The 26,232-nt window shown below is 69.8% G+C and carries 22 protein-coding genes; 21 read left to right on the top strand and 1 reads right to left on the bottom strand.

Annotated features, from left to right (window positions below; all coding sequences use genetic code 11):
• Positions 1-26 precede the first annotated feature (26 nt).
• From JHN45_RS11950 to JHN45_RS11880, 15 genes are all read left to right on the top strand, one after another.
• Positions 27-605, top strand: a complete 579-nt coding sequence (locus JHN45_RS11950; protein ID WP_201049018.1) for a septum formation initiator family protein — start codon at positions 27-29, stop codon at positions 603-605.
• A gap of 5 nt (positions 606-610) precedes the next feature.
• A complete protein-coding gene (locus tag JHN45_RS11945; protein ID WP_307783085.1) occupies positions 611-2,581 on the top strand; it encodes a penicillin-binding protein 2 in 1,971 nt (656 codons plus the stop codon).
• 161 nt (positions 2,582-2,742) lie between these two features.
• Positions 2,743-4,266 (top strand): UDP-N-acetylmuramoyl-L-alanyl-D-glutamate--2,6-diaminopimelate ligase, encoded by a 1,524-nt coding sequence (locus tag JHN45_RS11940; RefSeq protein WP_201049032.1) that lies wholly within the window; start codon positions 2,743-2,745, stop codon positions 4,264-4,266.
• Between the two features lie 4 nt (positions 4,267-4,270).
• Positions 4,271-5,686 (top strand): UDP-N-acetylmuramoyl-tripeptide--D-alanyl-D-alanine ligase, encoded by a 1,416-nt coding sequence (gene murF / locus JHN45_RS11935; RefSeq protein WP_201049016.1) that lies wholly within the window; start codon positions 4,271-4,273, stop codon positions 5,684-5,686.
• Complete coding sequence (gene mraY, locus JHN45_RS11930) at positions 5,686-6,756, top strand: phospho-N-acetylmuramoyl-pentapeptide-transferase (protein ID WP_201049031.1); 1,071 nt, start codon at positions 5,686-5,688, stop codon at positions 6,754-6,756. The genes murF and mraY overlap by 1 nt, the downstream gene beginning before the upstream one ends.
• Positions 6,738-8,171 (top strand): UDP-N-acetylmuramoyl-L-alanine--D-glutamate ligase, encoded by a 1,434-nt coding sequence (gene murD / locus JHN45_RS11925; RefSeq protein ID WP_201049015.1) that lies wholly within the window; start codon positions 6,738-6,740, stop codon positions 8,169-8,171. Before mraY ends, murD begins: the two co-directional genes overlap by 19 nt.
• Before the next feature lie 21 nt (positions 8,172-8,192).
• Complete coding sequence (gene ftsW, locus JHN45_RS11920) at positions 8,193-9,560, top strand: putative lipid II flippase FtsW (RefSeq protein ID WP_200712989.1); 1,368 nt, start codon at positions 8,193-8,195, stop codon at positions 9,558-9,560.
• A gap of 6 nt (positions 9,561-9,566) precedes the next feature.
• Positions 9,567-10,658, top strand: a complete 1,092-nt coding sequence (gene murG, locus JHN45_RS11915; protein ID WP_019067754.1) for an undecaprenyldiphospho-muramoylpentapeptide beta-N-acetylglucosaminyltransferase — start codon at positions 9,567-9,569, stop codon at positions 10,656-10,658.
• 25 nt (positions 10,659-10,683) lie between these two features.
• Entirely contained in the window at positions 10,684-11,478 is a 795-nt protein-coding gene (locus JHN45_RS11910; RefSeq protein ID WP_201049014.1) for an FtsQ-type POTRA domain-containing protein, read from the top strand.
• A gap of 277 nt (positions 11,479-11,755) precedes the next feature.
• Positions 11,756-12,946 (top strand): cell division protein FtsZ, encoded by a 1,191-nt coding sequence (ftsZ, locus tag JHN45_RS11905; protein ID WP_201049013.1) that lies wholly within the window; start codon positions 11,756-11,758, stop codon positions 12,944-12,946.
• Complete coding sequence (gene pgeF, locus JHN45_RS11900; RefSeq protein WP_201049012.1) at positions 12,943-13,671, top strand: peptidoglycan editing factor PgeF; 729 nt, start codon at positions 12,943-12,945, stop codon at positions 13,669-13,671. Before ftsZ ends, pgeF begins: the two co-directional genes overlap by 4 nt.
• Positions 13,672-13,677: 6 nt before the next feature.
• Positions 13,678-14,397 (top strand): YggS family pyridoxal phosphate-dependent enzyme, encoded by a 720-nt coding sequence (locus tag JHN45_RS11895; RefSeq protein WP_201049011.1) that lies wholly within the window; start codon positions 13,678-13,680, stop codon positions 14,395-14,397.
• Between the two features lie 128 nt (positions 14,398-14,525).
• Positions 14,526-15,167 carry a cell division protein SepF gene (locus JHN45_RS11890; protein WP_026178397.1) on the top strand — a complete coding sequence of 214 codons (642 nt, stop codon included), beginning with the start codon at positions 14,526-14,528 and terminating at the stop codon, positions 15,165-15,167.
• A 50-nt stretch (positions 15,168-15,217) separates the two neighbouring features.
• A complete protein-coding gene (locus JHN45_RS11885; protein ID WP_200712994.1) occupies positions 15,218-15,508 on the top strand; it encodes a YggT family protein in 291 nt (96 codons plus the stop codon).
• A gap of 52 nt (positions 15,509-15,560) precedes the next feature.
• Positions 15,561-16,820 (top strand): DivIVA domain-containing protein, encoded by a 1,260-nt coding sequence (locus tag JHN45_RS11880; protein WP_200712995.1) that lies wholly within the window; start codon positions 15,561-15,563, stop codon positions 16,818-16,820.
• Between the two features lie 224 nt (positions 16,821-17,044).
• On the opposite strand, the gene ileS is transcribed toward JHN45_RS11880, so the two are convergent.
• Complete coding sequence (gene ileS / locus JHN45_RS11875) at positions 17,045-20,182, bottom strand: isoleucine--tRNA ligase (RefSeq protein ID WP_201049010.1); 3,138 nt, start codon at positions 20,180-20,182, stop codon at positions 17,045-17,047.
• 616 nt (positions 20,183-20,798) lie between these two features.
• Here ileS and JHN45_RS11870 point away from each other — a divergent pair.
• The 6 genes from JHN45_RS11870 to JHN45_RS11845 form a co-directional block, all read left to right on the top strand.
• The gene (locus tag JHN45_RS11870) at positions 20,799-21,803 is read left to right on the top strand and encodes a TraR/DksA family transcriptional regulator (RefSeq protein ID WP_201049009.1); all 1,005 of its coding nucleotides are present in this window, start codon (positions 20,799-20,801) and stop codon (positions 21,801-21,803) included.
• 101 nt (positions 21,804-21,904) lie between these two features.
• Positions 21,905-22,480: a signal peptidase II gene (gene lspA / locus JHN45_RS11865; RefSeq protein ID WP_200712998.1), complete on the top strand. Its 576-nt coding sequence runs from the start codon at positions 21,905-21,907 to the stop codon at positions 22,478-22,480.
• A 94-nt stretch (positions 22,481-22,574) separates the two neighbouring features.
• Positions 22,575-23,519, top strand: a complete 945-nt coding sequence (locus JHN45_RS11860; protein WP_026178396.1) for an RluA family pseudouridine synthase — start codon at positions 22,575-22,577, stop codon at positions 23,517-23,519.
• On the top strand, positions 23,516-23,995 hold the full coding sequence (locus tag JHN45_RS11855) for a GNAT family N-acetyltransferase (protein WP_200712999.1): 480 nt from the start codon (positions 23,516-23,518) through the stop codon (positions 23,993-23,995). The genes JHN45_RS11860 and JHN45_RS11855 overlap by 4 nt, the downstream gene beginning before the upstream one ends.
• Before the next feature lie 86 nt (positions 23,996-24,081).
• Positions 24,082-25,668 (top strand): Na+/H+ antiporter, encoded by a 1,587-nt coding sequence (locus JHN45_RS11850; protein ID WP_200713000.1) that lies wholly within the window; start codon positions 24,082-24,084, stop codon positions 25,666-25,668.
• 72 nt (positions 25,669-25,740) lie between these two features.
• A partial coding sequence (locus tag JHN45_RS11845) for an SDR family oxidoreductase (RefSeq protein ID WP_201049008.1) occupies positions 25,741-26,232 on the top strand: 492 nt, incomplete at its 3' end.

Raw genomic sequence — 26,232 nt, 5'->3', positions numbered from 1 at the left:
GGGGTGTTGGGGTGCGGGGTGCGTGAGTGAGTAGGAAACCCGAACTGAGGGGCAGGGCCGCCCGGCTGGCGCGGCTCTTCCCGACCGGGCCCGCGCAGTCGGGCGGGATCCAGGCGGCCCGGACCCCGTTCGTCCTCCTTGTCGTGCTTCTCCTCGGCGGCGGTCTGATCGCGCTGCTCGTGCTGAACTCCGCGCTCAGCGAAGGGCAGTTCAAGCTGGACGACCTCCAGAAGCAGACGAAGAGCCTCACCGACGAGGAGCAGGCTCTCCAGCGGGACGTGGACGCCTACTCCGCCCCCGACGCCCTCCAGCGCCGCGCACATGAACTGGGCATGGTGCCCGGGGGAGACCCCGCCTTCCTCGACCCGAACGGCACCGTGAAGGGTGTCCCGGAGCAGGCCACCGCCGAGAAGACCGTGAGCACCCCCGCGGTGCTCGCCCCCGAGGCGCTCATCAGCAGGCCGAGCCCGAGCCCCACCCCCGCGGCCGGCGCGGCGGCACCCGTGATCACCCCCACGCCCACTCCGGCCCGGTCCGTGCCGCCCGTAAAGCCCGCGCAGTCCACGACAGTTCAGTCCTCCACCCCGACTACACCCGGCAGGTGACGGAAGTGTCCGACAGGGAACCGCCGCGCCGCCGAGTGCCCGGACCGGCCAGGCCCGAACGGCCCGATGCCCGGCGCCGCCCCGGGCCCGGCGCCCGCCCGGCCCGCCGCCCGGCACCGGCCGCTCCTGCCGCCCGCCCGGGAGGCCCGCGCTCCCTCCGGCTCGGCAGCCCCCGCCCCCGGCTGCGCATGATCAGCCTCGCGCTGACCCTCGTCCTGATCGCGTTCGTCGTACGACTGCTCCAGGTGCAGGCCGTCGACGCGAGCGCGTACGCCGCCAAGGCCGCGCAGAACCGGTACGTCGACTACGTGCTGGCCGCCGAGCGCGGTGAGATCACCGACCGTTCCGGAGTGGCCCTCGCGACCAGCGTGGACGCGTACACGATCACCGCCGACCCGACGCTCTTCACCCGCAAGCAGCTCAAGATCGACGACGGGCCCGAACAGGCGGCCGCGCTCCTCGCCCCGATCCTCGGCGTGGACCAGGCCTCGATCGTCAAGAAGCTCAGGCCCGCGAACAAGAACCTGCGCTACGTGGTGCTCGCCAACCGGCAGACCCCGCAGGTGTGGAAGCAGATCAAGGATCTGAAGAGCGCGCTCACCACCAAGTCCGGAACCGATCCGACCACCGTCAACGTCCTTGCCGGTGTCCTCGCCGTCCCCACCACCAAGCGCGTGTACCCGAACGGCGATCTCGCCGCCGGGATACTGGGCTGGGTCAACGCCGACGGCAAGGGCGGCGGCGGGGTCGAGCAGCAGCTGAACAAGGATCTGACCGGCAAGGACGGCAAGGTCCGCTACGCCCAGTCCGGCGGCCTCCAGGTGCCCACGGCGGGCTCCACGGAGACGCCCGCGGTGCCTGGTTCCGACGTCGAGCTGACCATCGACCGCGACATCCAGTGGGCCGCGCAGAACGCCATCACGGAGCAGGTGAAGAAGTCCAAGGCGGACCGCGGGTACGTGATAGTGCAGGACACCCGCACCGGAGAGATCCTCGCCATGGCCAACGCGCCCGGCTTCGACCCGAACGACCTCGCCCAGGCCAACGCGGCCTCCCTGGGCAACGCGGCCCTCCAGGACGCCTACGAGCCCGGTTCCACCGCCAAGGTCATGACGATGGCCGCCGTGCTCCAGGAGAACGTGGCCACCCCGCTGACGCATGTCGTCGTGCCGAACCGGCTGCACCGCGGCGACCGCCTCTTCCAGGACGACGTCGACCACGCGACCTGGAACCTCACGCTGAACGGCGTCCTCGCCAAGTCCAGCAACATCGGAACCATCGAGGCGGCCGGCCAGCTCGGCAAGACCCAGCCCGAGGCCAACGAGGTCCTGTACTCGTATCTGCGCAAGTTCGGCATCGGCAGCTACAGCGGGCTCGACTTCCCCGGCGAGACCAAGGGCATCCTCGCGCCCGCCTCCAAGTGGTCGACCTCGCAGCAGTACACGATTCCTTTCGGCCAGGGCATGTCCCTCAACGCGCTCCAGGCGGCCTCCGTCTACTCGACGGTCGCCAACGGCGGAGTCCGCGTCGAACCCACCCTGGTGCGCGGCACGAAGGGGCCCGACGGCCGTTTCACACCGGCCGCCACGCCCAAGAAGACCCGGGTCATCAGTGCGAAGACGGCGAAGACCCTCGCCCAGATGCTGGAGTCCGTGGTGGACGACGAGCAGGGCACCGGCGGTAAGGCCGCGATTCCGGGGTACCGGGTCGCGGGGAAGACCGGCACCGCCAACCGCGTGGATCCGGCCACCGGCAAGTACAAGGGCTACACCTCGTCGTTCGCCGGGTTCGCGCCCGCCGACAACCCCCGCATCACCGTCTACTGCGCGATCCAGAACGCCACCAGCGGAAGCTACTTCGGCGGTCAGATCTGCGGTCCGATCTACAAGCAGGTGATGGAGTTCGCCCTCAAGACCCTCCAGGTCCCGCCCACCGGGGCGAAGGCCGCGAACCTGCCCGTGACCTTCACTCCCTGATCAGCGCAACAGCCAGGAACCGATCCGTGACCATGATCACTTCCCATTCCGGGAACCAGGGCGAGCCCCGCCCCTCGCTTCGCCCCTCGGCCGGTGCGCCCGGTACGCTCACCGCCGTGCCAACCGCCGATCAGTCCCAACCACCCCAGAAGGGCGCATCCGTGACATACCCGGGGCCGCCCAGGCCGGCGCAGCTCTCCGCCACACCCCTCGCGGAACTCGCCGACCAACTGGCCGCCGCCGAGCCGCCGACCACGACAGCGGAGATCACGGGCATCACCCATGACTCGCGCGCGGTCCGCCCCGGCGACCTGTACGCCGCGCTGCCCGGCGCCCGTCTGCACGGCGCCGACTTCGTCACCCAGGCGGCCGGCCTCGGCGCCGTCGCCGTCCTCACGGACCCGGCCGGCGCCGACCGCGCGGCGGCAACGGGCCTGCCGGTGCTGGTCGTTGCCGATCCGCGCGGGCAGATGGGCGAGCTGGCGGCCACGATCTACGGCCACCCCGGCCGTGATCTGCTCCAGATCGGCATCACCGGCACCTCCGGGAAGACGACCACCGCCTACCTCGTGGAGGGCGGGCTGAAAACGGTCCGGTCCACCGGTCTGATCGGCACGGTCGAGACGCGCATCGGCGACGAACGCATCAAGTCGGAGCGCACGACCCCCGAAGCCACCGATCTCCAGGCCCTGTTCGCGGTCATGCGCGAGCGCGGGGTCGACGCGGTGGCCATGGAGGTCTCCAGCCACGCGCTGGTCCTCGGCCGGGTCGACGCCTGCGTCTTCGACATCGCGGTCTTCACCAACCTCAGCCCGGAGCACATGGAGTTCCACTCCGGCATGGAGGACTACTTCCAGGCCAAGGCGCAGCTGTTCACACCGCTGCGCAGTCGGCAGGCAGTGGTCAACCTCGACGACGAGTACGGCCGCAGGCTCGCGCGCGAGGCCACGGTTCCCGTGACCACCTACTCCGCCGAGGGCGACCCGGACGCCGACTGGCGCGCCGAGGACGTCGAAGTCGGCCCAATGGACTCGACGTTCACCGCGGTCGGCCCCAAGGGCGAGCTGATCACCGCGAGATCGCCGCTGGCCGGCTCCTTCAACGTGGCCAACACCCTCGCCGCGATCGCCGCCCTGGCCACCGCGGGCCTCGACCCGCAGCTCGCCGCCGACGGCATCGCCGCCGTGCCGGGCGTGCCGGGGCGGCTGGAGCGCGTGGACGCCGGGCAGCCGTATCTCGCGGTCGTCGACTACGCCCACAAGACGGACGCCGTCGAATCGGTTCTGCGCGCGCTGCGCAAGGTCACCGAGGGCAAGGTGCACGTCGTGCTCGGCTGCGGCGGGGACCGGGACAAGACCAAGCGCGAGCCCATGGGTGCCGCCGTGGCGCGGCTCGCCGACACCGCCGTACTGACATCGGACAACCCCCGCTCCGAGGACCCCCTCGCGATCCTCGCGGCCATGCTCCGGGGGGCGGCGTCCGTGCCCGCGCACGAGCGCGGCGAGGTCCAGGTCTTCGAGGACCGGGCCGCCGCCATCGCCGCCGCCGTCGCCCGCGCACGGCCGGGGGACACCGTGCTGGTCGCGGGCAAGGGCCATGAGCAGGGCCAGGACATCGCCGGAGTGGTCCGTCCCTTCGACGACCGCCAGGTGCTTCGCGAAGCTATCCAGAAGACCCAGGGATGAACTTGTGATCGCCCTCTCCCTCGCCGAGATCGCAGCAGTCGTCGGCGGGCAGACGCACGACATACCGGATCCGTCCGTCCAGGTCACCGGCCCGGTGGTCCGCGACTCCAGGGAAGTGGAACCCGGCAGCCTCTTTGTCGCCTTCGTCGGCGAGCACGTCGACGGCCACGACTTCGCGGACGCGGTCGTCGAGGCGGGCGCGGTGGCCCTCCTGGCGTCCCGCCCGGTCGGCGTGCCCGCGATCGTCGTGGACGACGTCCAGAGCGCCCTGGGCGCCCTCGCCCGTCATGTCGTACGACGGCTCGGCGCGACCCTCGTGGCCCTCACCGGCTCGGCGGGCAAGACCAGCACCAAGGACCTCATCGCCCAGGTGCTCGCCCGCAAGGCGCCCACAGTGTTCACGCCGGGATCGTTGAACAATGAGATCGGGCTGCCGCTGACCGCGCTGAGCGCCACCGCCGAGACGCGGTTCCTCGTCCTGGAGATGGGCGCCCGCGGAATCGGTCACATCCGCTATCTCACGGATCTGACGCCCCCGCAGATCGGCCTCGTCCTCAACGTCGGCACCGCCCACATCGGGGAGTTCGGCGGCCGGGAGCAGATCGCGCAGGCAAAGGGTGAACTCGTAGAGGCGCTCCCTTCAGTAGAAGAAGGCGGCGTCGCGGTCCTCAACGCGGACGATCCGCTCGTACGGGCCATGGCGTCCCGTACGAAGGCGAAGGTGATCCTTTTCGGAGAGTCCGGCGAAGCGGACGTACGGGCCGAGAACGTCAGACTCACGGACAGCGGACAGCCCGCCTTCAGCCTTCACACACCCTCCGGGTGCAGCGAAGTGACCATGCGCCTGTACGGTGAGCACCACGTGTCGAACGCGCTCGCCGCGGCCGCCGTCGCCCATGAGCTGGGCATGTCCGCAGACGAGATCGCCACCGCGCTCTCCGAAGCGGGCTCCCTCTCCCGCTGGCGGATGGAGGTCACCGAGCGTTCGGACGGCGTGACCATCGTCAACGACGCCTACAACGCGAACCCCGAGTCCATGCGAGCCGCCTTGCGCGCGCTCGCGGCCATGGGCAGGGGGCGGCGGACCTGGGCGGTGCTCGGCAAGATGGCCGAGCTCGGGGACGAGGCGCTCGCCGAGCACGACGCGGTCGGACGGCTGGCCGTCCGGCTCAATGTCGGCAAGCTCGTCGCGGTCGGGGGCAGGGAAGCGTCCTGGCTGCAACTGGGCGCATATAACGAGGGTTCGTGGGGTGAGGAGTCGGTGCACGTGTCCGACGCACAGGCGGCGGTCGACCTGTTGCGCAGCGAGTTGCGCCCGGGAGACGTCGTTCTCGTGAAGGCGTCCCGGTCGGTCGGTCTGGAGAGCGTGGCGCAGGCGCTCGTCGAGGCCGGTACCGAGGGTGGGGTTGCCGTCCGATGATGAAGCAGATCCTGTTCTCAGGAGTCATCGGTCTGTTCCTGACCCTGGTGGGTACCCCGCTGCTGATCAAGCTGCTGGCCCGCAAGGGCTACGGCCAGTACATCCGGGACGACGGCCCGCGCACGCACGGCAGCAAGCGCGGTACGCCGACGATGGGCGGTATCGCCTTCATCTTCGCGACGGTCGCCGCGTACTTCCTGTCCAAGGTCATCACCGGTTACACGCCGACCTATTCGGGTCTGCTGGTGCTCGGTCTGATGGTCGGCATGGGCCTGGTCGGCTTCCTCGACGACTACATCAAGATCGTCAAGCGGCGTTCGCTGGGTCTGCGGGCCAAGGCGAAGATGGCCGGTCAGCTGATCGTGGGCATCAGCTTCGCGGTGCTGTCGTTGCAGTTCGCGGACGCCCGCGGCAACACCCCGGCCTCCACGAAACTGTCGTTCATCACGGACTTCGGCTGGAAGATCGGCCCGATCCTGTTCGTGATCTGGGCGCTGTTCATGATCCTCGCGATGTCGAACGGCGTGAACCTGACGGACGGTCTGGACGGCCTGGCCACCGGTGCCTCGGTGCTGGTCTTCGGCGCCTACACCTTCATCGGTGTCTGGCAGTTCCAGGAGTCCTGCGCCAACGCGACGACCCTGACCAACCCGAACGCCTGCTACGAAGTGCGCGATCCGCTCGACCTCGCGGTCATCGCCTCCGCGCTGATGGGGGCCTGCCTGGGCTTCCTGTGGTGGAACACCTCGCCGGCCAAGATCTTCATGGGGGACACCGGTTCGCTGGCCCTCGGCGGTGTCCTCACCGGTCTGGCGATCCTCTCCCGCACCGAGCTGCTGGTCGCCATCATGGGTGGCCTCTTCGTCCTCATCACCATGTCGGTGGTCATCCAGGTCGGCTCCTTCAAGCTCACCGGCAAGCGGGTCTTCCGTATGGCCCCGCTCCAGCACCACTTCGAACTCAAGGGCTGGTCCGAAGTGCTCGTGGTGGTCCGTTTCTGGATCATCCAGGGCATCTGCGTGATCGTCGGCCTGGGCCTCTTCTACGCGGGATGGGCAGCGGAAAAGTGACCGACGGTCAGGGGCTCTCCTGGGAGGGCAAGCACGTCACCGTCGCCGGACTCGGTGTCTCCGGGATCCCGGCGGCCAAGGTCCTGCACGGTCTCGGCGCGCTCGTCACGGTCGTCAACGACGGCGACGACGAGCGCTCCCGGGCCCAGGCCGCCGACCTGGAGGCGCTCGGCATCACCGTGCGCCTCGGCGACGGTGCGACCCTGCCCGAAGGCACCGAACTGATCGTCACCGCCCCCGGCTGGCAGCCCGACAAGCCGCTGTTCACGGCGGCCCGTGAGGCGGGCGTCGAGGTGTGGGGGGACGTGGAGCTGGCCTGGCGCCTGCGCGGCCCCGAGGCGGCTCCTTGGCTCGCCGTCACCGGCACCAACGGCAAGACCACCACCGTCCAGATGCTCGCCTCGATCCTGAAGGCGGGCGGCCTGCGCACGGCGGCCGTCGGCAACATCGGCGTCTCGGTCCTGGACGCCGTACTCGGGGACGAGCAGTACGACGTCCTCGCCGTCGAACTGTCGAGCTATCAGCTCCACTGGGCGCCTTCGGTGCGCGCCCACTCCGCCGCCGTGCTCAACCTGGCGCCCGATCACCTCGACTGGCACGGCTCGATGGAGGCGTACGCCGCCGACAAGGGCCGTATCTACGAAGGCAATCGGGTCGCCTGCGTCTACAACGTCGCCGACAAGGCCACCGAGGACCTGGTCCGCGAGGCCGACGTCGAGGAGGGCTGCCGGGCGATCGGGTTCACGCTGGGCAGTCCCGGGCCGTCCCAACTCGGCGTCGTGGACGGCATCCTGGTCGACCGTGCCTTCGTCGAGGACCGGCAGCGCAACGCGCAGGAACTCGCCGAGGTCTCGGACGTCGACCCGCCCGCCCCGCACAACATCGCCAACGCCCTTGCCGCCGCTGCCCTCGCGCGCGCCTTCGGGGTGCCCGCCAAGGCCGTACGGGACGGGCTGCGGGCCTTCACGCCCGACGCGCACCGCATCGCGCACGTGGCCGATGTGGACGGGGTCGCGTACATCGACGACTCCAAGGCCACCAACACCCATGCGGCGGAAGCCTCGTTGGCGGCCTACGAGTCGATCGTGTGGATCGCCGGCGGACTCGCCAAGGGCGCCACCTTCGACGAACTCGTCGCCAAGTCGGCAAAGCGACTTCGGGGCGTGGTGCTGATCGGCGCCGATCGTGCGCTCATCCGGGAAGCCCTCGCGCGACACGCCCCGGAAGTACCCGTCGTCGACCTCGACCGGACCGACACTGGGGCGATGCTCGCGGCTGTCCAGGAGGCACAGCGGCTCGCCGCCGCCGGCGACACGGTGCTGCTCGCCCCGGCCTGCGCCTCCATGGACATGTTCGCCAACTACAACAAGCGCGGTGACGCGTTCGCCCAGGCGGTTCGCGAACTCGGCGCCTGACCGACGTGAGCGGAGGCGCTGATGCCCAGTAGCCGTACCGGCCGGCCGCCCGTGCAGCAGCGGCCCCCCAGACGTCCCGCCGCCGCACGGACCGTACGGGACAACCCCGTACGACGGCTGTACGCCAACGCGCGCAAGGCCTGGGACCGGCCGCTGACCGCCTACTACCTGATCGCCGGCGGCAGCGTGCTGATCACCGTGCTGGGTCTGGTGATGGTCTACTCGGCCTCCCAGATCACCGCGCTCCAACTCTCGCTGCCCGGCTCGTATTTCTTCCGCAAACAGTTTCTCGCCGCCTGTATCGGCGGGGTGCTGGCGCTGGCCGCCTCGCGGATGCCGGTCAAGTTGCACCGGGCGCTGGCCTATCCGATCCTCGCGGGCGCCGTCTTCATGATGGCGCTGGTGCAGTTGCCGGGGATAGGGATGTCGGTCAACGGCAACCGCAACTGGATCTCGCTCGGCGGCTCCTTCCAGATCCAGCCCAGCGAGTTCGGCAAGCTGGCGCTCGTCCTGTGGGGCGCCGACCTGCTCGCCCGCAAGCAGGACAAGGCGATGCTGTCCCAGTGGAAGCACATGCTGGTGCCGCTGGTGCCCGTCGCGTTCATGCTGCTCGGACTGATCATGCTCGGCGGCGACATGGGTACGGCGATCATCCTCACCGCGATCCTGTTCGGCCTGCTCTGGCTGGCCGGAGCACCGACCCGGCTCTTCGCCGGCGTGCTGTCGATCGCGGGCGTGATCGGTGTGATCCTCATCAAGACCAGCCCCAACCGGATGGCCCGGCTCGCCTGCATCGGCGCCACCGAGCCCAAGACCGGGGTCGCCGACTGCTGGCAGGCCGTGCACGGGATCTACGCGCTCGCATCGGGCGGGATCTTCGGCTCCGGGCTCGGGGCGAGTGTGGAGAAATGGGGTCAACTCCCCGAGGCCCACACGGACTTCATCTTCGCCGTCACCGGTGAGGAACTGGGCCTGGCGGGCACGCTGTCGGTCCTCGCCCTCTTCGCGGCTCTAGGCTATGCGGGTATCCGCGTGGCCGGACGCACGGAGGACCCCTTCGTGAGGTATGCCGCGGGAGGCGTGACCACCTGGATCACCGCTCAGGCGGTGATCAACATCGGTGCGGTGCTCGGCCTGCTGCCGATCGCCGGCGTCCCGCTCCCGCTGTTCTCCTACGGGGGTTCCGCCCTGCTGCCGACCATGTTCGCCATCGGGTTGCTGATCGCCTTCGCGCGCGACGACCCCGCTGCGCGGGCGGCGCTTGCGATGCGGCAACCCCGCTTTGGTAGAAAGCGGGGGGCCAGGGGACCCGGTTCCGGCCGGAGTCCCCGCAGATGGAACACGATGAGACGGCGTGCCTCGGCGGCGCGTTCGTCCGGAGAGCGGTGAATTTCGGTGCATGTCGTACTCGCCGGTGGGGGGACCGCCGGCCACATCGAGCCCGCGCTCGCCCTCGCGGACGCCCTGCGCAGGCAGGACCCCACCGTGGGGATCACGGCGCTGGGCACGGAACGCGGCCTTGAGACCCGCCTCGTACCCGAGCGGGGCTACGAACTCGCGCTGATCCCCGCCGTACCGCTGCCCCGCAAGCCCACCCCGGAACTGATCACCGTGCCGGGCCGGTTGCGCGGCACGATCAAGGCCGCCGAGCAGATCCTGGAGCGCACCAAGGCGGACGCGGTCGTCGGCTTCGGCGGCTATGTGGCGCTGCCCGGCTATCTCGCGGCCAAGCGCCTCGGGGTGCCGATCGTGATCCATGAGGCCAACGCCAGGCCCGGGTTGGCCAACAAGATCGGCTCGCGCTACGCGGCCCAGGTCGCCGTCTCCACCCCGGACAGCAAGCTGCGGGGCGCCCGTTACATCGGCATCCCGCTGCGCCGCTCCATCGCCCTCCTGGACCGCGCGGCCGTACGCCCGCAGGCCCGGGCCGCGTTCGGGCTCGACCCGAACCTGCCGACGCTGCTGGTCTCCGGCGGCTCGCAGGGCGCCCGGCACCTCAACGAGGTGGTCGAGCGGGTCGCGCCGTACCTCCAACAGGCCGGGATCCAGATCCTGCACGCGGTCGGCCCGAAGAACGAACTGCCGCAGGTGCACCAGATGCCGGGGATGCCCCCCTACATCCCGGTACCGTACGTGGACCGGATGGACCTCGCGTACGCCGCGGCCGACATGATGCTCTGCCGCGCGGGCGCGATGACCGTCGCCGAACTCTCCGCCGTCGGACTCCCGGCCGCCTACGTCCCGCTGCCCATCGGCAACGGCGAACAGCGGCTGAACGCCCAGCCGGTGGTGAAGGCCGGCGGCGGACTCCTGGTCGACGACGCGGAACTGACGCCCGAGTGGGTCCAGGGCAACGTCCTGCCCGTGCTCGCCGATCCGCACCGGCTGTACGAGATGTCGCGCGCGGCAAGCGAGTTCGGCCGCCGGGACGCCGACGACCTGCTCGTCGGCATGGTGTACGAGGCGATCGCCTCGCGGCACCGCTAGCCATATGTGAGAGAGGCAGGGGATCGTGGCCGGACCGACGACCGCCGAACGCGGTGAACGCCAACAGGAGTCGTCCGGCCCGCCCCTTGTCCGGCGCCTGGGGCGTCGGCGTCTTCGTCTGATTGTCGTACTCGCCCTAGCCGCAGCCCTGTTGGGCACCGCGGCGGTCTGGCTGCTCTACGGCTCGCAGTGGCTGCGGGTGGAGAAGGTGTCGGTCTCCGGGACCAGGGTCCTGACGCCGGAGCAGGTGCGCGAAGCCGCCGGCGTACCGGTCGGCGGACCGCTCATTTCCGTCGACACCGATGCCATCGAAGCCCGACTCCGCAGGAAATTGCCCCGAATTGACACCGTTGACGTAGTCCGTTCCTGGCCTCATGGAATCGGGCTGAAAGTGACCGAACGCAGCCCGGTCCTGGTGGTGAAAAAGGGCGGAAACTTTGTCGAAGTGGACGACGAGGGCGTGCGATTCGCCACCGTTTCCACGCCACCGGAGTCCGTCCCCACCCTCGAATTGACGCTCTCTCCCACGGCTTCGTCCGCCGCCGGCCTGCGCCGCTTCGGCGAGGACCGACTCGTCCGCGAGGCGGTGCGCGTCGCAGGTGACATTCCGGCCGCCGTCGCGCGCGACACACAGGTCGTCAAGGTCCGTTCATACGACGACATCTCACTGGAGTTGAGCGGCGGCCGGACCGTCTCATGGGGAAGCGGCGACAAGGGCGCGGCGAAGGCGCGTACGCTCACCGCTCTCATGAAAGCAGCTTCCGGAGCCCGGCACTTCGACGTAAGTGTTCCCACCGCCCCTGCGTCAGCCGGGAGTTGACGCACATTCGCGCAGGCCAGCACCCTGGTTGGGCAGCGCTACGGCTGATCACATAGGGTGAAAAGAAAAACGGGAGGTTCGGCGTGTTCGTTGAACGTGCGCCACTTGTCGACTTAGTGTCCTGTTCAGAAGACTTCAAGGAACAGACACACTGGTAACCCTAAACTTCAACGTTAGGGTTCGGGTCGGCGCTACGGACCGTCCCATTCGGCATCTGCCGTCCCGCGCGGGAACCGCACGGAGACGGCGACGTAATTCGAGGCGAGAGGCCTTCGACGTGGCAGCACCGCAGAACTACCTCGCAGTCATCAAGGTCATCGGTGTCGGCGGCGGTGGTGTCAATGCCATCAACCGGATGATCGAGGTCGGCCTCAAGGGCGTCGAGTTCATCGCCATCAACACCGACGCGCAGGCGCTGTTGATGAGCGACGCCGACGTCAAACTCGACGTCGGACGCGAACTCACCCGCGGACTCGGCGCCGGCGCCAACCCGGCCGTCGGCCGCAAGGCCGCCGAGGATCACCGCGAGGAGATCGAGGAGGTCCTCAAGGGGGCCGACATGGTCTTCGTGACGGCCGGCGAAGGCGGCGGCACCGGCACCGGCGGCGCCCCCGTCGTGGCCAACATCGCCCGCTCCCTGGGCGCCCTCACCATCGGCGTGGTCACCCGCCCCTTCACCTTCGAAGGACGGCGCCGGGCCAACCAGGCGGAGGACGGCATCGCCGAACTCCGCGAAGAGGTCGACACCCTCATCGTCATCCCGAACGACCGGCTGCTGTCCATCTCGGACCGCCAGGTCTCCGTCCTCGACGCCTTCAAGTCGGCGGACCAGGTCCTGCTCTCCGGCGTCCAGGGCATCACCGACCTCATCACCACGCCCGGCCTGATCAACCTCGACTTCGCCGACGTCAAGTCCGTGATGTCCGAGGCCGGTTCGGCCCTCATGGGCATCGGCTCGGCCCGCGGCGACGACCGCGCGGTGGCGGCGGCCGAGATGGCGATCTCCTCGCCGCTCCTCGAAGCCTCCATCGACGGCGCCCGCGGCGTCCTGCTCTCCATCTCCGGCGGCTCCGACCTCGGCCTGTTCGAGATCAACGAAGCGGCCCAACTGGTCAGCGAGGCCGCGCACCCCGAGGCCAACATCATCTTCGGCGCGGTCATCGACGACGCGCTCGGCGACGAGGTCCGGGTCACGGTCATCGCGGCCGGCTTCGACGGCGGCCAGCCGCCGACCCGCCGCGAGAGCACCATGGGCTCGTCCTCGGCCCGCCGCGACGAGCCGACCCCGGTACGGCAGACCGAGAGCCGGCCGTCCTTCGGCTCGCTCGGCAGCGTCAAGCCGAAGGAGGAGCCGGAGCCCGCGTCGGCACCGGCCGCCGACCTCCCGGTCGCCCCGCCGGTCCCGCCGTCGCGGACCTACTCGGACAGCGCCGCCGAGGAGCTGGACGTACCGGACTTCCTGAAGTGATAGGACAGTTCGACACCGTGAGCGGCGCGCATTTCGCCTTCACCGACAGGTGGGGCGGGGTGAGCGCCGTTCCGTACGAGGAGCTCAACCTCGGCGGCGCGGTCGGCGACGACCCCGACGCGGTCCGTACCAATCGCGAACTGGCCGCCAAATCACTGGGCTTGGACCCGGCGCTGGTGGTCTGGATGAACCAGGTGCACGGCGCGGACGTGGCGGTCGTCGACGGGCCCTGGGGCGCCGCCGACATCCCCTCCGTGGACGCGCTCGTCACCGCCCGGCGCGGACTCGCCCTCGCGGTCCTGACCGCCGACTGCACCCCGGTCCTGCTCGCCGACCCGGTCGCCGGGATCGCGGGCGCGGCCCACGCCGGACGCCCGGGCATGGTGGCAGGGGTCGTACCCGCCGTCGTACGGGCCATGACGGAACTCGGCGCCGATCCCGCCCGGATCGTCGCCCGCACCGGACCCGCCGTCTGCGGCCGGTGCTACGAAGTGCCCGCGGAGATGCGCGCCGATGTCGCCGCCGTGGAACCCGCGGCGTACGCCGAGACGAGTTGGGGCACTCCCGCGGTCGACGTGACCGCCGGAGCGCACGCGCAGCTCGACCGGCTCGGGGTGCGCGACCGGGAGCGGTCGCCGGTGTGCACCCGTGAATCGGACGATCACTTCTCGTACCGCCGCGACCGCACCACCGGGCGGCTCGCGAGCTATGTGTGGCTGGACTGATGGTGCATGACGGACCGTAGGGACGAACTCGCCGCGAATCTGGCGAAAGTCGAGGAGCGCATCGCCGCCGCCTGTACGGCGGTCGGGCGGAAGCGCGAAGAAGTGACCCTGATCGTGGTCACCAAGACCTATCCGGCGAGCGACGTGAGAACGTTGGCCGAACTCGGTGTGCGTCATGTCGCCGAGAACCGGGACCAGGACGCGGCCCCGAAGGCGGCCGAATGCGCGGATCTGCCGCTGAGTTGGCACTTCGTCGGCCAGTTGCAGACCAACAAGGTGCGATCCGTGGCCGGTTACGCCGATGTCGTGCAGTCGGTCGACCGGGCCCGGCTCGTGACCGCGCTGTCGAAGGAGACCGAGCGCTCCGGGCGCGAACTGGGCTGTCTCATCCAGGTCGCGCTGGACGCGGGGGTGAGCGGGCGGGGCGAGCGCGGTGGCGTCGGACCGGGCGGCATCGCGGAGTTGGCCGACCTGGTGGCCGACTCCCCGGGGCTGCGGCTCGACGGTCTGATGACCGTCGCTCCGCTCACCGGGGAGTACGCGGGACGCCAACAGGAGGCGTTCGGGCGGTTGATGGATTTGTCGACTGACCTGCGCCGAGCCCATCCGGCTGCGAACATGGTGTCGGCAGGGATGAGTGCGGACCTCGAACAGGCCGTGGCAGCCGGAGCGACACATGTACGCGTCGGCACTGCGGTACTCGGCGTCCGCCCCAGGCTCGGGTAACGTCGCCAGGAAGTCGGACCACAGCAGAAAATATGGTCATTGCCGCCGCAGGCGGGCGTAACGACCTCGTGGATCGCGGGCACTTGGCAGTCGTCAGCCGATCCACCACAGAGCGGAGGACTCAGAGAATGGCCGGCGCGATGCGCAAGATGGCGGTCTACCTCGGCCTCGTGGAGGACGATGGGTACGACGGCCGGGGTTTCGACCCCGACGACGACTTCGAACCCGAACTGGACCCGGAGCCCGAGCGGGACCGTCGACGGCACGAGCCGTCGCACCAGGCGCACAGTTCACATCAGTCCCAAAGGGACGAACCGGTACGAGTGGTGCAGCCTCCGGCCCCTCGCGACCCGGTGTCCCATTCCGCTTCACTGGGTGCGGAATCAGGGCGTCCGGCGCGCATCGCGCCCGTGGCATCCATCACACAAGAACGCCAGTCCCTGGAGAAGAACGCACCGGTGATCATGCCCAAGGTCGTGTCGGAACGAGAGCCTTACCGGATCACCACACTTCACCCCCGGACCTACAACGAGGCCCGTACCATCGGGGAACACTTCCGTGAAGGCACCCCGGTGATCATGAATCTGACTGAGATGGATGACACAGACGCCAAGCGACTTGTCGACTTTGCGGCCGGTTTGGTGTTTGGTCTTCACGGCAGCATCGAGCGGGTGACGCAGAAGGTGTTCCTGTTGTCGCCTGCTAACGTCGATGTCACGGCGGAGGACAAGGCCCGCATCGCAGAGGGCGGGTTCTTCAATCAGAGCTGAGACAGACAGCCGCTAGGAAGCACGGAACAGGGGAGAGGGAAACACAGACCATGAGCGTGTTCGCGCAGGTGATCTACATCGCGCTGATGGTGTTCCTCATCGTGCTCATCTTCCGGTTGGTCATGGACTACGTCTTCCAGTTCGCCCGCTCATGGCAACCCGGCAAGGCGATGGTGGTCGTTCTGGAGGCCGCCTACACTGTCACCGATCCACCGTTGAAGCTTCTACGGCGGTTCATTCCGCCGTTGCGTCTCGGGGGCGTGGCGCTCGACCTGTCCTTCTTCGTCCTGATGATCATCGTCTACATCTTGATCTCTATCGTGGGCAAGCTCGCGGGGTGACAGTGGACGATACGGTCTTGCCGACTGCCGATGACTACGTTGAGGTGAAGAGATGCCGTTGACCCCCGAGGACGTGCGGAACAAGCAGTTCACGACCGTCCGCCTCCGAGAAGGCTATGACGAGGACGAGGTTGATGCCTTCCTCGACGAGGTCGAAGCCGAACTGACGCGCCTGCTCCGCGAGAACGAGGACCTGCGCGCCAAACTGGCCGCGGCCACGCGGGCCGCTGCCCAGAATCAGCAGAACATGCGCAAGCCCCCGGATCAGGACCAGCAGCAGGGCGGCATGCAGCAACAGGGGATGCCCCAGCAGGGCATGCCCCCGCAAGGCATGCCGCAGCAGGGCATGCGCGGTCCGGGCGCCCCGGTGCCCGCCGGCATATCGGGCCCGCCGCAGCAGCAGATGGGCGGCCCCATGGGCGGCCCGCCCCAGCTGCCGAGCGGTGCCCCGCAGCTGCCGCCCGGCCCCGGCCAGGGTGGCCCGCAGGGCCAGGGTCCGATGGGACAGGGCCCCATGGGCCAGGGTCCGATGCAGGGCCAGATGGGCCAGGGTCAGATGGGCCAGGGCCCGATGCAGGGCCAGATGCAGCAGATGGGCCAGGGCCCGATGCAGGGTCAGATGGGCCAGCCCCCCATGCAGCAGCAGATGGGCATGGGCGGACCGATGGGCGGCGGCATGCCGCAGCAGGGCCCCGGTGGCGACAGCGCCGCCCGTGTCCTCTCGCTGGCCCAGCAGACCGCCGACCAGGCGATCGCCGAGGCCCGTTCCGAGGCCAACAAGATCGTCGGCGAGGCCCGTTCGCGCGCCGAGGGTCTCGAGCGTGACGCCCGTGCCAAGGCCGACGCCCTGGAGCGGGACGCGCAGGAGAAGCACCGCGTCGCGATGGGCTCCCTGGAGTCCGCCCGCGCCACGCTGGAGCGCAAGGTCGAGGATCTGCGCGGCTTCGAGCGCGAGTACCGGACGCGTCTGAAGTCCTACCTGGAGTCCCAGCTGCGTCAGTTGGAGACCCAGGCCGACGACTCGCTCGCTCCGCCGCGTGCTCCGGCCGCCGCGTCGCTTCCGCCGTCCCCGGCGCCCTCGATGGCCCCGGCCGGCGCGAGCGCCCCGTCGTACGGCGGCCCGCAGGGTATGGGTGGCATGGGCGGCATGGGAGGTGGCCCGGCTCCGGCCGGTCCGTCCTACGGCGGCCAGCAGCAGATGTCCCCGGCGATGACCCAGCCGATGGCTCCGGTACGGCCGCAGGGCCCCTCCCCGATGGGCCAGGCTCCCTCGCCGATGCGCGGCTTCCTGATCGACGAGGACGACAACTGACCGGCCTCTAGTACGCCTTGGGCGTCGGCAGCGTTCAAAGGGCGGGGCCCCCGGAATTTTCCGGGGGCCCCGCCCTTTTGTGTGCGGGTTCTTCAGGGGCGCGGGGCTGTGTCGATCTGCGGCTCCGCCGCGTGGGCGCACGTCTCCGGGTCCCCCCCCCGAGCCAATGAGAAAGGGCCCAGCCTCCTCCACGGAGACCGGGCCCTTTCTCACACCAGCGGTGCCTACGCCTTACGCAGGCGGAACACCAGCGACAGCCCCTCGTCCGTGAACGGGTCGCCGTACGCGTCGTCCGCCTCGCCCTGGGCGAAGTCCGTCGCCAACACCTCGTCGGCGATCAGCGCAGCGTGCTCGGCCAGCGCCGAGATGACCTCAGGGTCCGTCGACGTCCAGCGCAGCGCGATCCGGTCGGCCACGTCCAGGCCGCTGTTCTTGCGGGCCTCCTGGATCAGCCGGATCGCGTCACGGGCCAGGCCCGCCTGCCGCAGCTCCTCCGTGATCTCCAGGTCGAGCGCGACCGTCGCCCCCGAGTCGGAGGCCACGGACCAGCCCTCGCGCGGGGTCTCTGTGATGATCACCTCATCCGGAGCCAGCGTGATGGTCTCGCCGTCCACCTCGACGGTCGCCGTGCCCTCGCGCAGGGCGAGGGACAGGGCAGCCGCGTCGGCGTTCGCGACGGCCTTCGCGACGTCCTGGACGCGCTTGCCGAACCGCTTGCCCAGGGCGCGGAAGTTGGCCTTGGCCGTGGTGTCGACCAGCGAGCCGCCGACCTCGCTCAGCGAGGCGAGCCCCTCGACGTTCAGCTCCTCCGTGATCTGCGCGTGCAGTTCGCGGTCCAGGGCGGCGAAGCCCGTCGCCGCGATCAGCGCGCGGGACAGCGGCTGGCGCGTCTTGACGCCCGACTCCGCGCGCGTGGCCCGGCCCAGCTCCACCAGGCGCCGTACGAGCACCATCTGCTTCGACAGCTCCGGGTCGATGACGGACAGGTCCGCCTCCGGCCACGCGGACAGGTGGACCGACTCGGGGGCGCCCGGGGTCACCGGGACGACCAGGTCCTGCCAGACCCGCTCGGTGATGAACGGGGTCAGCGGGGCCATCAGCTTGGTGACCGTCTCGACGACCTCGTGCAGGGTGCGCAGCGCGGCCTTGTCGCCCTGCCAGAAGCGGCGACGGGAGCGGCGGACGTACCAGTTGGAGAGGTCGTCGACGAACGCCGACAGGAGCTTGCCGGCGCGCTGGGTGTCGTACGCCTCCAGAGCCTGTGTCACCTGGTCGGTGAGCGCGTGGAGTTCGGACAGCAGCCAGCGGTCCAGGACCGGGCGGTCGGCCGGGGCCGGGTCCGCCGCGCTCGGCGCCCAGTCGGACGTGCGGGCGTACAGGGCCTGGAAGGCGACCGTGTTCCAGTACGTCAGGAGCGTCTTGCGGACGACCTCCTGGATCGTGCCGTGGCCCACGCGGCGGGCCGCCCACGGGGAACCGCCGGCCGCCATGAACCACCGCACCGCGTCGGCCCCGTGCTGGTCCATCAGCGGGATCGGCTGCAGGATGTTCCCCAGGTGCTTGGACATCTTGCGGCCGTCCTCGGCGAGGATGTGGCCGAGGCACACCACGTTCTCGTACGACGACTTGTCGAAGACCAGGGTGCCGATCGCCATCAGCGTGTAGAACCAGCCGCGGGTCTGGTCGATCGCCTCGGAGATGAACTGCGCCGGGTAGCGGGACTCGAACATCTCCTTGTTCTTGTACGGGTAGCCCCACTGCGCGAACGGCATCGAACCCGAGTCGTACCAGGCGTCGATGACCTCGGGCACGCGCGTGGCGCTCTCGCCGCACTGGGGGCAGGCGAAGGTGACCGCGTCGATGAACGGGCGGTGCGGGTCCAGGTTCGACTGGTCGGTGCCGGTCAGCTCGGTCAGCTCCGCGCGGGAGCCGACGACCGTGAGGTGGTCGTCCGCGCAGCGCCAGATCGGCAGAGGGGTGCCCCAGTAGCGGCTGCGGGACAGTGCCCAGTCGATGTTGTTGTTCAGCCAGTCGCCGTACCGGCCGTGCTTGACGGTGTCCGGGAACCAGTTGGTGTTCTCGTTCTCCTGGAGCAGACGGTCCTTGACCGCGGTGGTGCGGATGTACCAGGAGGGCTGCGCGTAGTACAGCAGCGCGGTGTGGCAGCGCCAGCAGTGCGGGTAACTGTGCTCGTACGGCACGTGCTTGAAGAGCAGACCGCGGTCCTTCAGGTCCTCGGTGAGCTTTTCGTCGGCCTTCTTGAAGAAGATGCCGCCTACGAGCGGGACGTCCTCGGCGAAGGTGCCGTTGGGGCGGACCGGGTTCACGACCGGCAGGCCGTACGCGCGGCAGACCTTGAGGTCCTCCTCGCCGAAGGCGGGGGACTGGTGGACCAGACCCGTGCCGTCCTCGGTCGTCACGTACTCCGCGTTGACGACGTAATGCGCCGGCTCCGGGAACTCGACGAGCTCGAACGGACGTTGATAGGTCCAGCGCTCCATCTCGGTGCCGGTGAAGGTCTCACCGGTGGTCTCCCAGCCCTCGCCGAGGGCCTTGGCGAGCAGCGGCTCGGCGACGACGAGCTGCTCCTCGCCGTTCGTCGCGACGACGTAGGTGACCTCGGGGTGGGCGGCGACGGCGGTGTTGGACACCAGCGTCCAGGGCGTCGTCGTCCACACCAGGAGCGCGGCACGGCCGGCCAGCGGACCGGAGGTGAGCGGGAAACGGACGTACACGGAGGGGTCGACGACCGTCTCGTAGCCCTGCGCCAGCTCGTGGTCCGAGAGACCCGTCTGGTCGCGCGGGCACCAGGGGGCGACGCGGTAGTCCTGGACCAGCAGGCCCTTGTTGAAGATCTCCTTGAGCGACCACCAGACCGACTCGATGTACTCCGGGTCCATGGTCCGGTAGGCGTCGTCGAGGTCGACCCAGTACCCCATGCGGGTCGTCAGCTCGGTGAAGGCGTCGGTGTGCCGGGTCACGGACTCACGGCACTTGGCGTTGAACTCGGCGATGCCGAACGCCTCGATGTCCTGCTTGTCGGTGAAGCCCAGCTCCTTCTCGACCGCCAGCTCCACCGGGAGTCCGTGGCAGTCCCAGCCGGCCTTGCGGCCCACGTGGTAGCCGCGCATGGTCCGGAAGCGGGGGAAGACGTCCTTGAAGACGCGCGCCTCGATGTGGTGGGCGCCCGGCATGCCGTTGGCCGTGGGCGGGCCCTCGTAGAACACCCACTCGGGGCGCCCCTCGGACTGGTCCAGGGTCTTGGCGAAGATCTTCTGCTCGCGCCAGAAGTCGAGCACGGCGTGCTCCAGCGCGGGCAGGTCGACCTGGGCGGGCACCTGGCGGTACGTCGGCGTTGTCATCAGCGAGCTTCCTCCGGCGGACTTTCTGCCTTCCGTCCGGAGGGACGAGAGCTACGACTTTCCGTACGCCGTGTGCGGCGCGCTCCCGCGGTACCACCCTCCTTGGCTCCCCGGTGCACCCTGCGCACCAGTGAGCCCCCTCATTGGGGTCGCGATACCGGGTCTACTCGCCACGGCCGGTCGGCTGCGGCTTTCTTCCGGCGGCTCCGGGGTGATCTTCACGTCGCGCTCGCCCCCGGGCTTCCACCGTCCCCGGGTCGCTCTGGGCTGCGTACGCCGCTACTCGTCCCCATCCACGCTTCTCGCTCCGCCCAGTGTACGGGCCCGCGCCGACAGCGGCCGACCGGTTTTGCGGGGGCATCGGCGGGTGCTTCGCGCGGAGCCTTCCCGGCCTGCCGTATGACTCGAATGGCGCTGAACGCGCGTTCGAGGTCCAGGGTGCCGAGCGCGGCGGATTACCCGGCGGGGAGCTGGGCACAACGCTTGAAGGCTCGCCGCGCGGGGCCGGAAGGGTGGACGAATCGGGCGGCGTGCCCCGTTGCCGCGGGACTCAAGTCGATTTATCGTCCCAGCACGATTCGCGTGCGTGATCACAAAATGTGAAGGGGCCGCGGCCATGGTGGCGAAGAAGACCGCAACGAAGAAGACCGCGGCGAAGAAGGCGGTCGCTACGAAGGCGGCTTCTTCGGAGAAGACGACCGGTTCGAAGAAGACGACCGCCTCGGAGAAAGCGACCGCTTCGGAGAAGGCGACCGGTTCCGAGAAGACGACCAACTCGAAGAAGACGACGGTGAAGAGAACGGCCGCGAAGGCGACGGCTGTGGATGCGAAGAAGACGGCACCGAAGAAGACGGCACCGAAGAAGACGGCACCGAAGAAGACGGCTCCGAAGAAGGCGGCTGTGAAGAAGACGGCAGCTCCGAAGGCGGCCGTCGCCCTGAACGAGTCCCCGAAGGGCACCGCGACCAGGACGACAACGAAGTCGGCCGCGAGGACGACAACGAAGTCGGCCGCGAAGTCGACGGCCAAGTCGGCGGCGACCGCCAGGACGACGACGAACAGCGCGAAGCGCACGAAGAGTGCGGCCAAGAAGGCAACGGCGGGCGCGGCACGGGCCGCGGAGCAGACGGGAGCCACGACGGTGGTTGCGAAGAAGACTCCTGGTACGGCCACGGCGGCGAAGACACCCGTTCCCAAGGCGCGGCTCGCCGCGGCGGCCGGGCCGGGCGAGCTGGCGGTCCGCCCGGGCGAGGACCCCTGGACGCCTCAGGAGGTCGAGGAGGCCCGCACCGAGCTGCTGGCCGACGCCGAGCGGCTGAGCGAGGAGATCACGTCCACCGAGCGGGCGCTGGCCGGGCTGATGCGGGACTCCGGGGACGGTGCCGGCGACGACCAGGCCGACACCGGCACCAAGAACATCACGCGGGAGAGCGAGATGGCGCTGGCCGCCAACGCGCGCGAGATGCTGATCCAGACCGAGCGCGCCCTCGGGAAGCTGGACGCGGGCACCTACGGCCTGTGCGAGAACTGCGGCAACCCCATCGGCAAGGCGCGCATGCAGGCCTTCCCGCGAGCCACCCTGTGCGTCGAGTGCAAGCAGAAGCAGGAACGCCGGTACTGAGCGCCGCTGTCGATCGCCGGTACTGAACGCCGGTACAGAGGGTGCCGAGAGGTGTGCCGTACCCTCTTCCTCAGTCAGGTACCTAGGTTCGAGGGACTCACGTGGCAGAGGCGGAGCGCATCATCGGTACGCCGGATACCCCAGAGGCGGCGGGGGCGGAGCCGGAGCGGGGCGAGACCGTGCGCCCCAGGGGCAAACGACGGATCGCGGTGCTGTTCGCGGTGGCCGCGTTCGCGTACACCCTCGACCTGGTCAGCAAGCTGCTCGTGGTGGCCAAGCTGGAGCACCACGCGCCGATCGAGGTCTTCGGGGACTGGCTGGAGTTCCACGCGATCCGCAACCCCGGCGCGGCCTTCGGGTTCGGCGCGGCCTTCACGGTCATCTTCACGATGATCGCCGCCGCCGTGATCGTGGTGATCGCGCGGCTGGCCCGCAAGCTCTACAGCCTCCCCTGGGCGATCGCGCTGGGGCTGCTGCTGGGCGGCGCGCTCGGCAACCTCACCGACCGGATCTTCCGTTCGCCCGGCATCTTCCAGGGCGAGGTCGTCGACTTCATCGCGCCCAAGGGCTTCGCCGTCTTCAACCTCGCCGACTCGGCGATCGTCTGCGGCGGCATCCTGATCGTGCTGCTCTCCTTCCGCGGCCTCGACCCGGACGGCACGGTCCACAAGGACTGAACGCGGGTCCACGAGGGCTGAGCGCAGGTCTACGGGGGCTGCGCGCAAGGGCTCAGGTAAGGCGGTGTCGGACCCGTCCGGCATACTCGACCGAGTGAGCACAGTTCCCGAGATCCGAAACCTGCCCGTGCCCGACGGCCTGGAGGGCGAGCGTGTCGACGCCGCCATCTCCCGGATGTTCGGTTTCTCCCGTACGAAGGCCGCCGAGCTGGCCTCGGCGGGGAAGGTCACGGTCGACGGCTCGGTGGTCGGGAAGTCCGAGCGGGTGCACGGCGGGGCCTGGCTCGAGGTCGAGATGCCGCAGGCGCCCGCGCCCGTGCAGATCGTCGCCGAGCCGGTCGAGGGCATGGAGATCGTCTACGACGACGATGACGTGATCGTGATCGTGAAGCCGGTCGGCGTCGCCGCCCACCCCAGCCCCGGCTGGACCGGTACGACGGTCATCGGCGGTCTGGCCGCCGCCGGGTACCGCATCTCCACCTCGGGTGCCGCCGAGCGCCAGGGCATCGTGCACCGCCTCGACGTCGGCACGTCCGGCCTGATGGTGGTCGCGAAGTCGGAGCGCGCGTACACGTCGCTGAAGCGCCAGTTCAAGGAGCGCACGGTCGACAAGCGCTACCACACGCTGGTCCAGGGCCACCCCGATCCGACCAGCGGCACCATCGACGCCCCCATCGGCCGCCACCCGAACCACGACTACAAGTGGGCGGTCACCGCCGAGGGCAAGCCGTCGGTCACGCACTACGACCTCATCGAGGCGTTCCGCGCGGCCTCCCTGCTCGACGTGAAGCTGGAGACCGGCCGCACCCACCAGATCCGCGTGCACATGGCGGCCCACCGGCACCCGTGCGTGGGCGACCTGACGTACGGCGCCGACCCGACGCTCGCCAAGCGGCTGCGCCTGACCCGCCAGTGGCTGCACGCCGTCCGGCTCGGCTTCGAGCACCCCGCCGACGGCCAGTGGGTCGAGTTCGAGAGCGGCTACCCGGACGACCTCCAGCAGGCCCTGGACCTGGTGCGCGAGGAGACGTACGCATGAGTCCCACGCCATACGCGGTGCGCGTCGCCGAGGACCCGGCCGACCGTGAGGCCTGCTTCGCGGTGCGCAAGGAGGTCTTCGTCGTCGAGCAGGGCGTGCCCCAGGAGATCGAGTACGACGAGTACGACGCCGTAGCGACGCATGTGCTCGCGGTGCGGGAGGACGGGCTGCCGTTGGGCACCGGGCGGTTGCTGTACGGCGAGGTGGCCGCGGCGAAGACCGACGGTGATCTCACCGTGGGTTCCCTGGGGCGGTTGGCCGTCGCCAAGGAGGCGCGGGGGCTCGGGGTCGGGGTCGCGCTGGTGCGGGCCATCGAGGACGCGGCACGCGCGCGTGGGCTGGCCGCGGTCGACCTGCACGCCCAGACGCACGCGATGGGGTTCTACGAACGGCTCGGTTACGAGGCGTACGGCCCGGAGTTCGCCGACGCGGGCATCCCGCACCGGGCGATGCGGCGCGCACTTCACCAGCCGTAGGGCGTCGAAAAGGCTGATCCGGCGGGCGGCGTGGCAGGCTGGGGCGTCCGCTGTGTGAACGTCGAGATCCCGCCGGAGCCCTGACCGTGGATCAATTGGCCCTGCTTTTCGTCCTGTTGCTCGGGGCCGTGGTGAGCGTCCCGCTGGGGGACCGGTTCGGTCTGCCGTCGCCTGTGCTCATGACGCTCCTGGGGATAGTCCTCGCGGTGGCCGACTTCGTGCCGAACGTGAACGTCCCGCCCGAGCTGATCCTGCCCCTGCTGCTGCCTCCGCTGCTGTACGCGGCCGTACGGCGCACCTCCTGGCGGCAGTTCACGGCCAACATCCGGCCGATCTTCCTGCTCGCCGTCGCGCTGGTCTTCGTCACGACCCTCGCCGTGGCGTTCGTCGCGAGCGCGATCGTGCCGGGGCTGCCGATCGCCGCCGCCGTGGCGCTCGGCGCGCTGGTGGCGCCGCCCGACCCGGTCGCGGCGACCGCCGTCGCCGGACAACTCGGGCTGCCGCGGCGGCTGGTGTCGATCCTGGAGGGCGAGGGCCTCTTCAACGACGTCACGGCCATCGTGCTCTACCACGTGGCGATCGCCGCGGCCGTCAGCGGTTCCTTCCACTTCTGGCGCGCCGGACTCGACTTCGTGCTGTCCGCCGTCGTCGCCGTGGCGGTCGGGCTTGCCCTGGGCTGGGCCGCGAACAAGCTGATGTCGTTGCTCGACGACGCCACCCTGCAGATCGGGCTGACCCTCCTGGTGCCGTACGCCTCGTACGTCCTGGCCGACGAACTGCACGGCTCCGGTGTGCTCGCCGTGCTCACCACCGCGCTGTTCCTCGCCGAGTACTCGCTCGGTGCCGACGACGTGCTGACCCGGCTCGCCGGGGCGACCGTGTGGGACGTGGTGGACACGCTGGTCACCGGGGTCGCGTTCGGGCTCATCGGGCTGGAACTGCACAACGCGATCCGTACGGCGTCCGGGCGTTGGGGCGAGATGCTCGGCTGGGCCGCCGCGATCGTCGGTGTCGTCGTGGTCGTACGACTGGCGTGGCTGCTGCCGGCGACCTGGCTGACCAAACGGCTGCATGCCAAGCGGGACTACGACGAGGAGATCCCGACGTCCTGGCGGGAGACCGTGATCATGTGGTGGGCCGGGATGCGGGGCGTGGCGTCGGTCGCGTTGGCGCTGGCGATTCCGCTGACCATGGACGACGGATCGGCGTTCCCCGACCGGGACGAGATCGTGTTCATCGCGTTCGGGGTGATCATGGCGACGCTGGTGCTGCAGGGGCTCACGCTGCCGTGGCTGGTGAAGCGGCTCGGGGTGCGGGCCGACACCGACAGCGAGAAGGCGTTCGAGAAGGAGCTCGCGGTGCGGGCGGCGAAGGCCGCGAAGCGGCGGCTGCGGGAGATCGAGGACGTGGAGGAACTGCCCGAGGAGGTGTCCGAGCAGTTGCTGCGGCGGGCGTTCGACATCGGGGTGCGGATCTCTCCCGAGGTGGGGGACGGGGAGCGGCGGGAGGCGTACGAGAAGAGGGTGCAGCGGGTGAAGCGGATGCGGCGGATCCAGTCGGAGATGATGAGCGCGGCGCGGCACGAGGTGCTGGCGGCGCGGAGCGAACCCGGGGCGGATCCGGAGATCGTGGACCGGGTGCTTCGGCATCTCGATGTGCGCAGCCTGCGCTGACCCTCGTGTACACACATGGCAGTCGTGTAAACGCGGGAGAGGACTTCCCGGTTTCCTTTGTACGCTCGCACCATGGCTCGCAATGTCGTAATCAGTGGTGGTGGTACGGGAATTGGGCTCGCCGCGGCGCATGCCTTCGTGGCCGACGGGGATCAGGTGCTGCTGCTGGGGCGGCGGCGTGAGGTGCTGGAGAAGGCCGGGGTGCCGGGGGCGCTGACGTACGCCGGCGATCTCGGTGACCCCGAAGTGGTGCGCGGTGTCGCGCGGTTCGTCGCCGAGGAGTTCGGCACGGTGGACGTGCTGGTGCACAGCGCGGGTGGCAACGGGACCCTGGAACCGCGGAGCGCGGGCGGCGACGCGCTGGACGCCGTCGCGCACGACTGGACCGTCAACTTCCGCATCAACACCCTCAGCGCCGCGCTCCTCACCGAGGCCCTGAAGTCGAGGCTCGCGGAGCCGGGCGGGCGGGTGCTGTTCGTCAGTTCCCTCGCCGCGTACCGGGGGTCGGGGACCGGGGCGTACGGCGCTGCCAAGGCCGCGTTGCATCCGTACGCCCATGACCTG

Origin of the sequence: Streptomyces sp. MBT53 (assembly GCF_016654115.1) — a bacterium.
GTDB lineage: Bacteria > Actinomycetota > Actinomycetes > Streptomycetales > Streptomycetaceae > Streptomyces.
The sequence above is the reverse complement of the archived record's forward strand: the minus strand, read 5'-3'. Positions and strand labels throughout refer to the sequence as shown.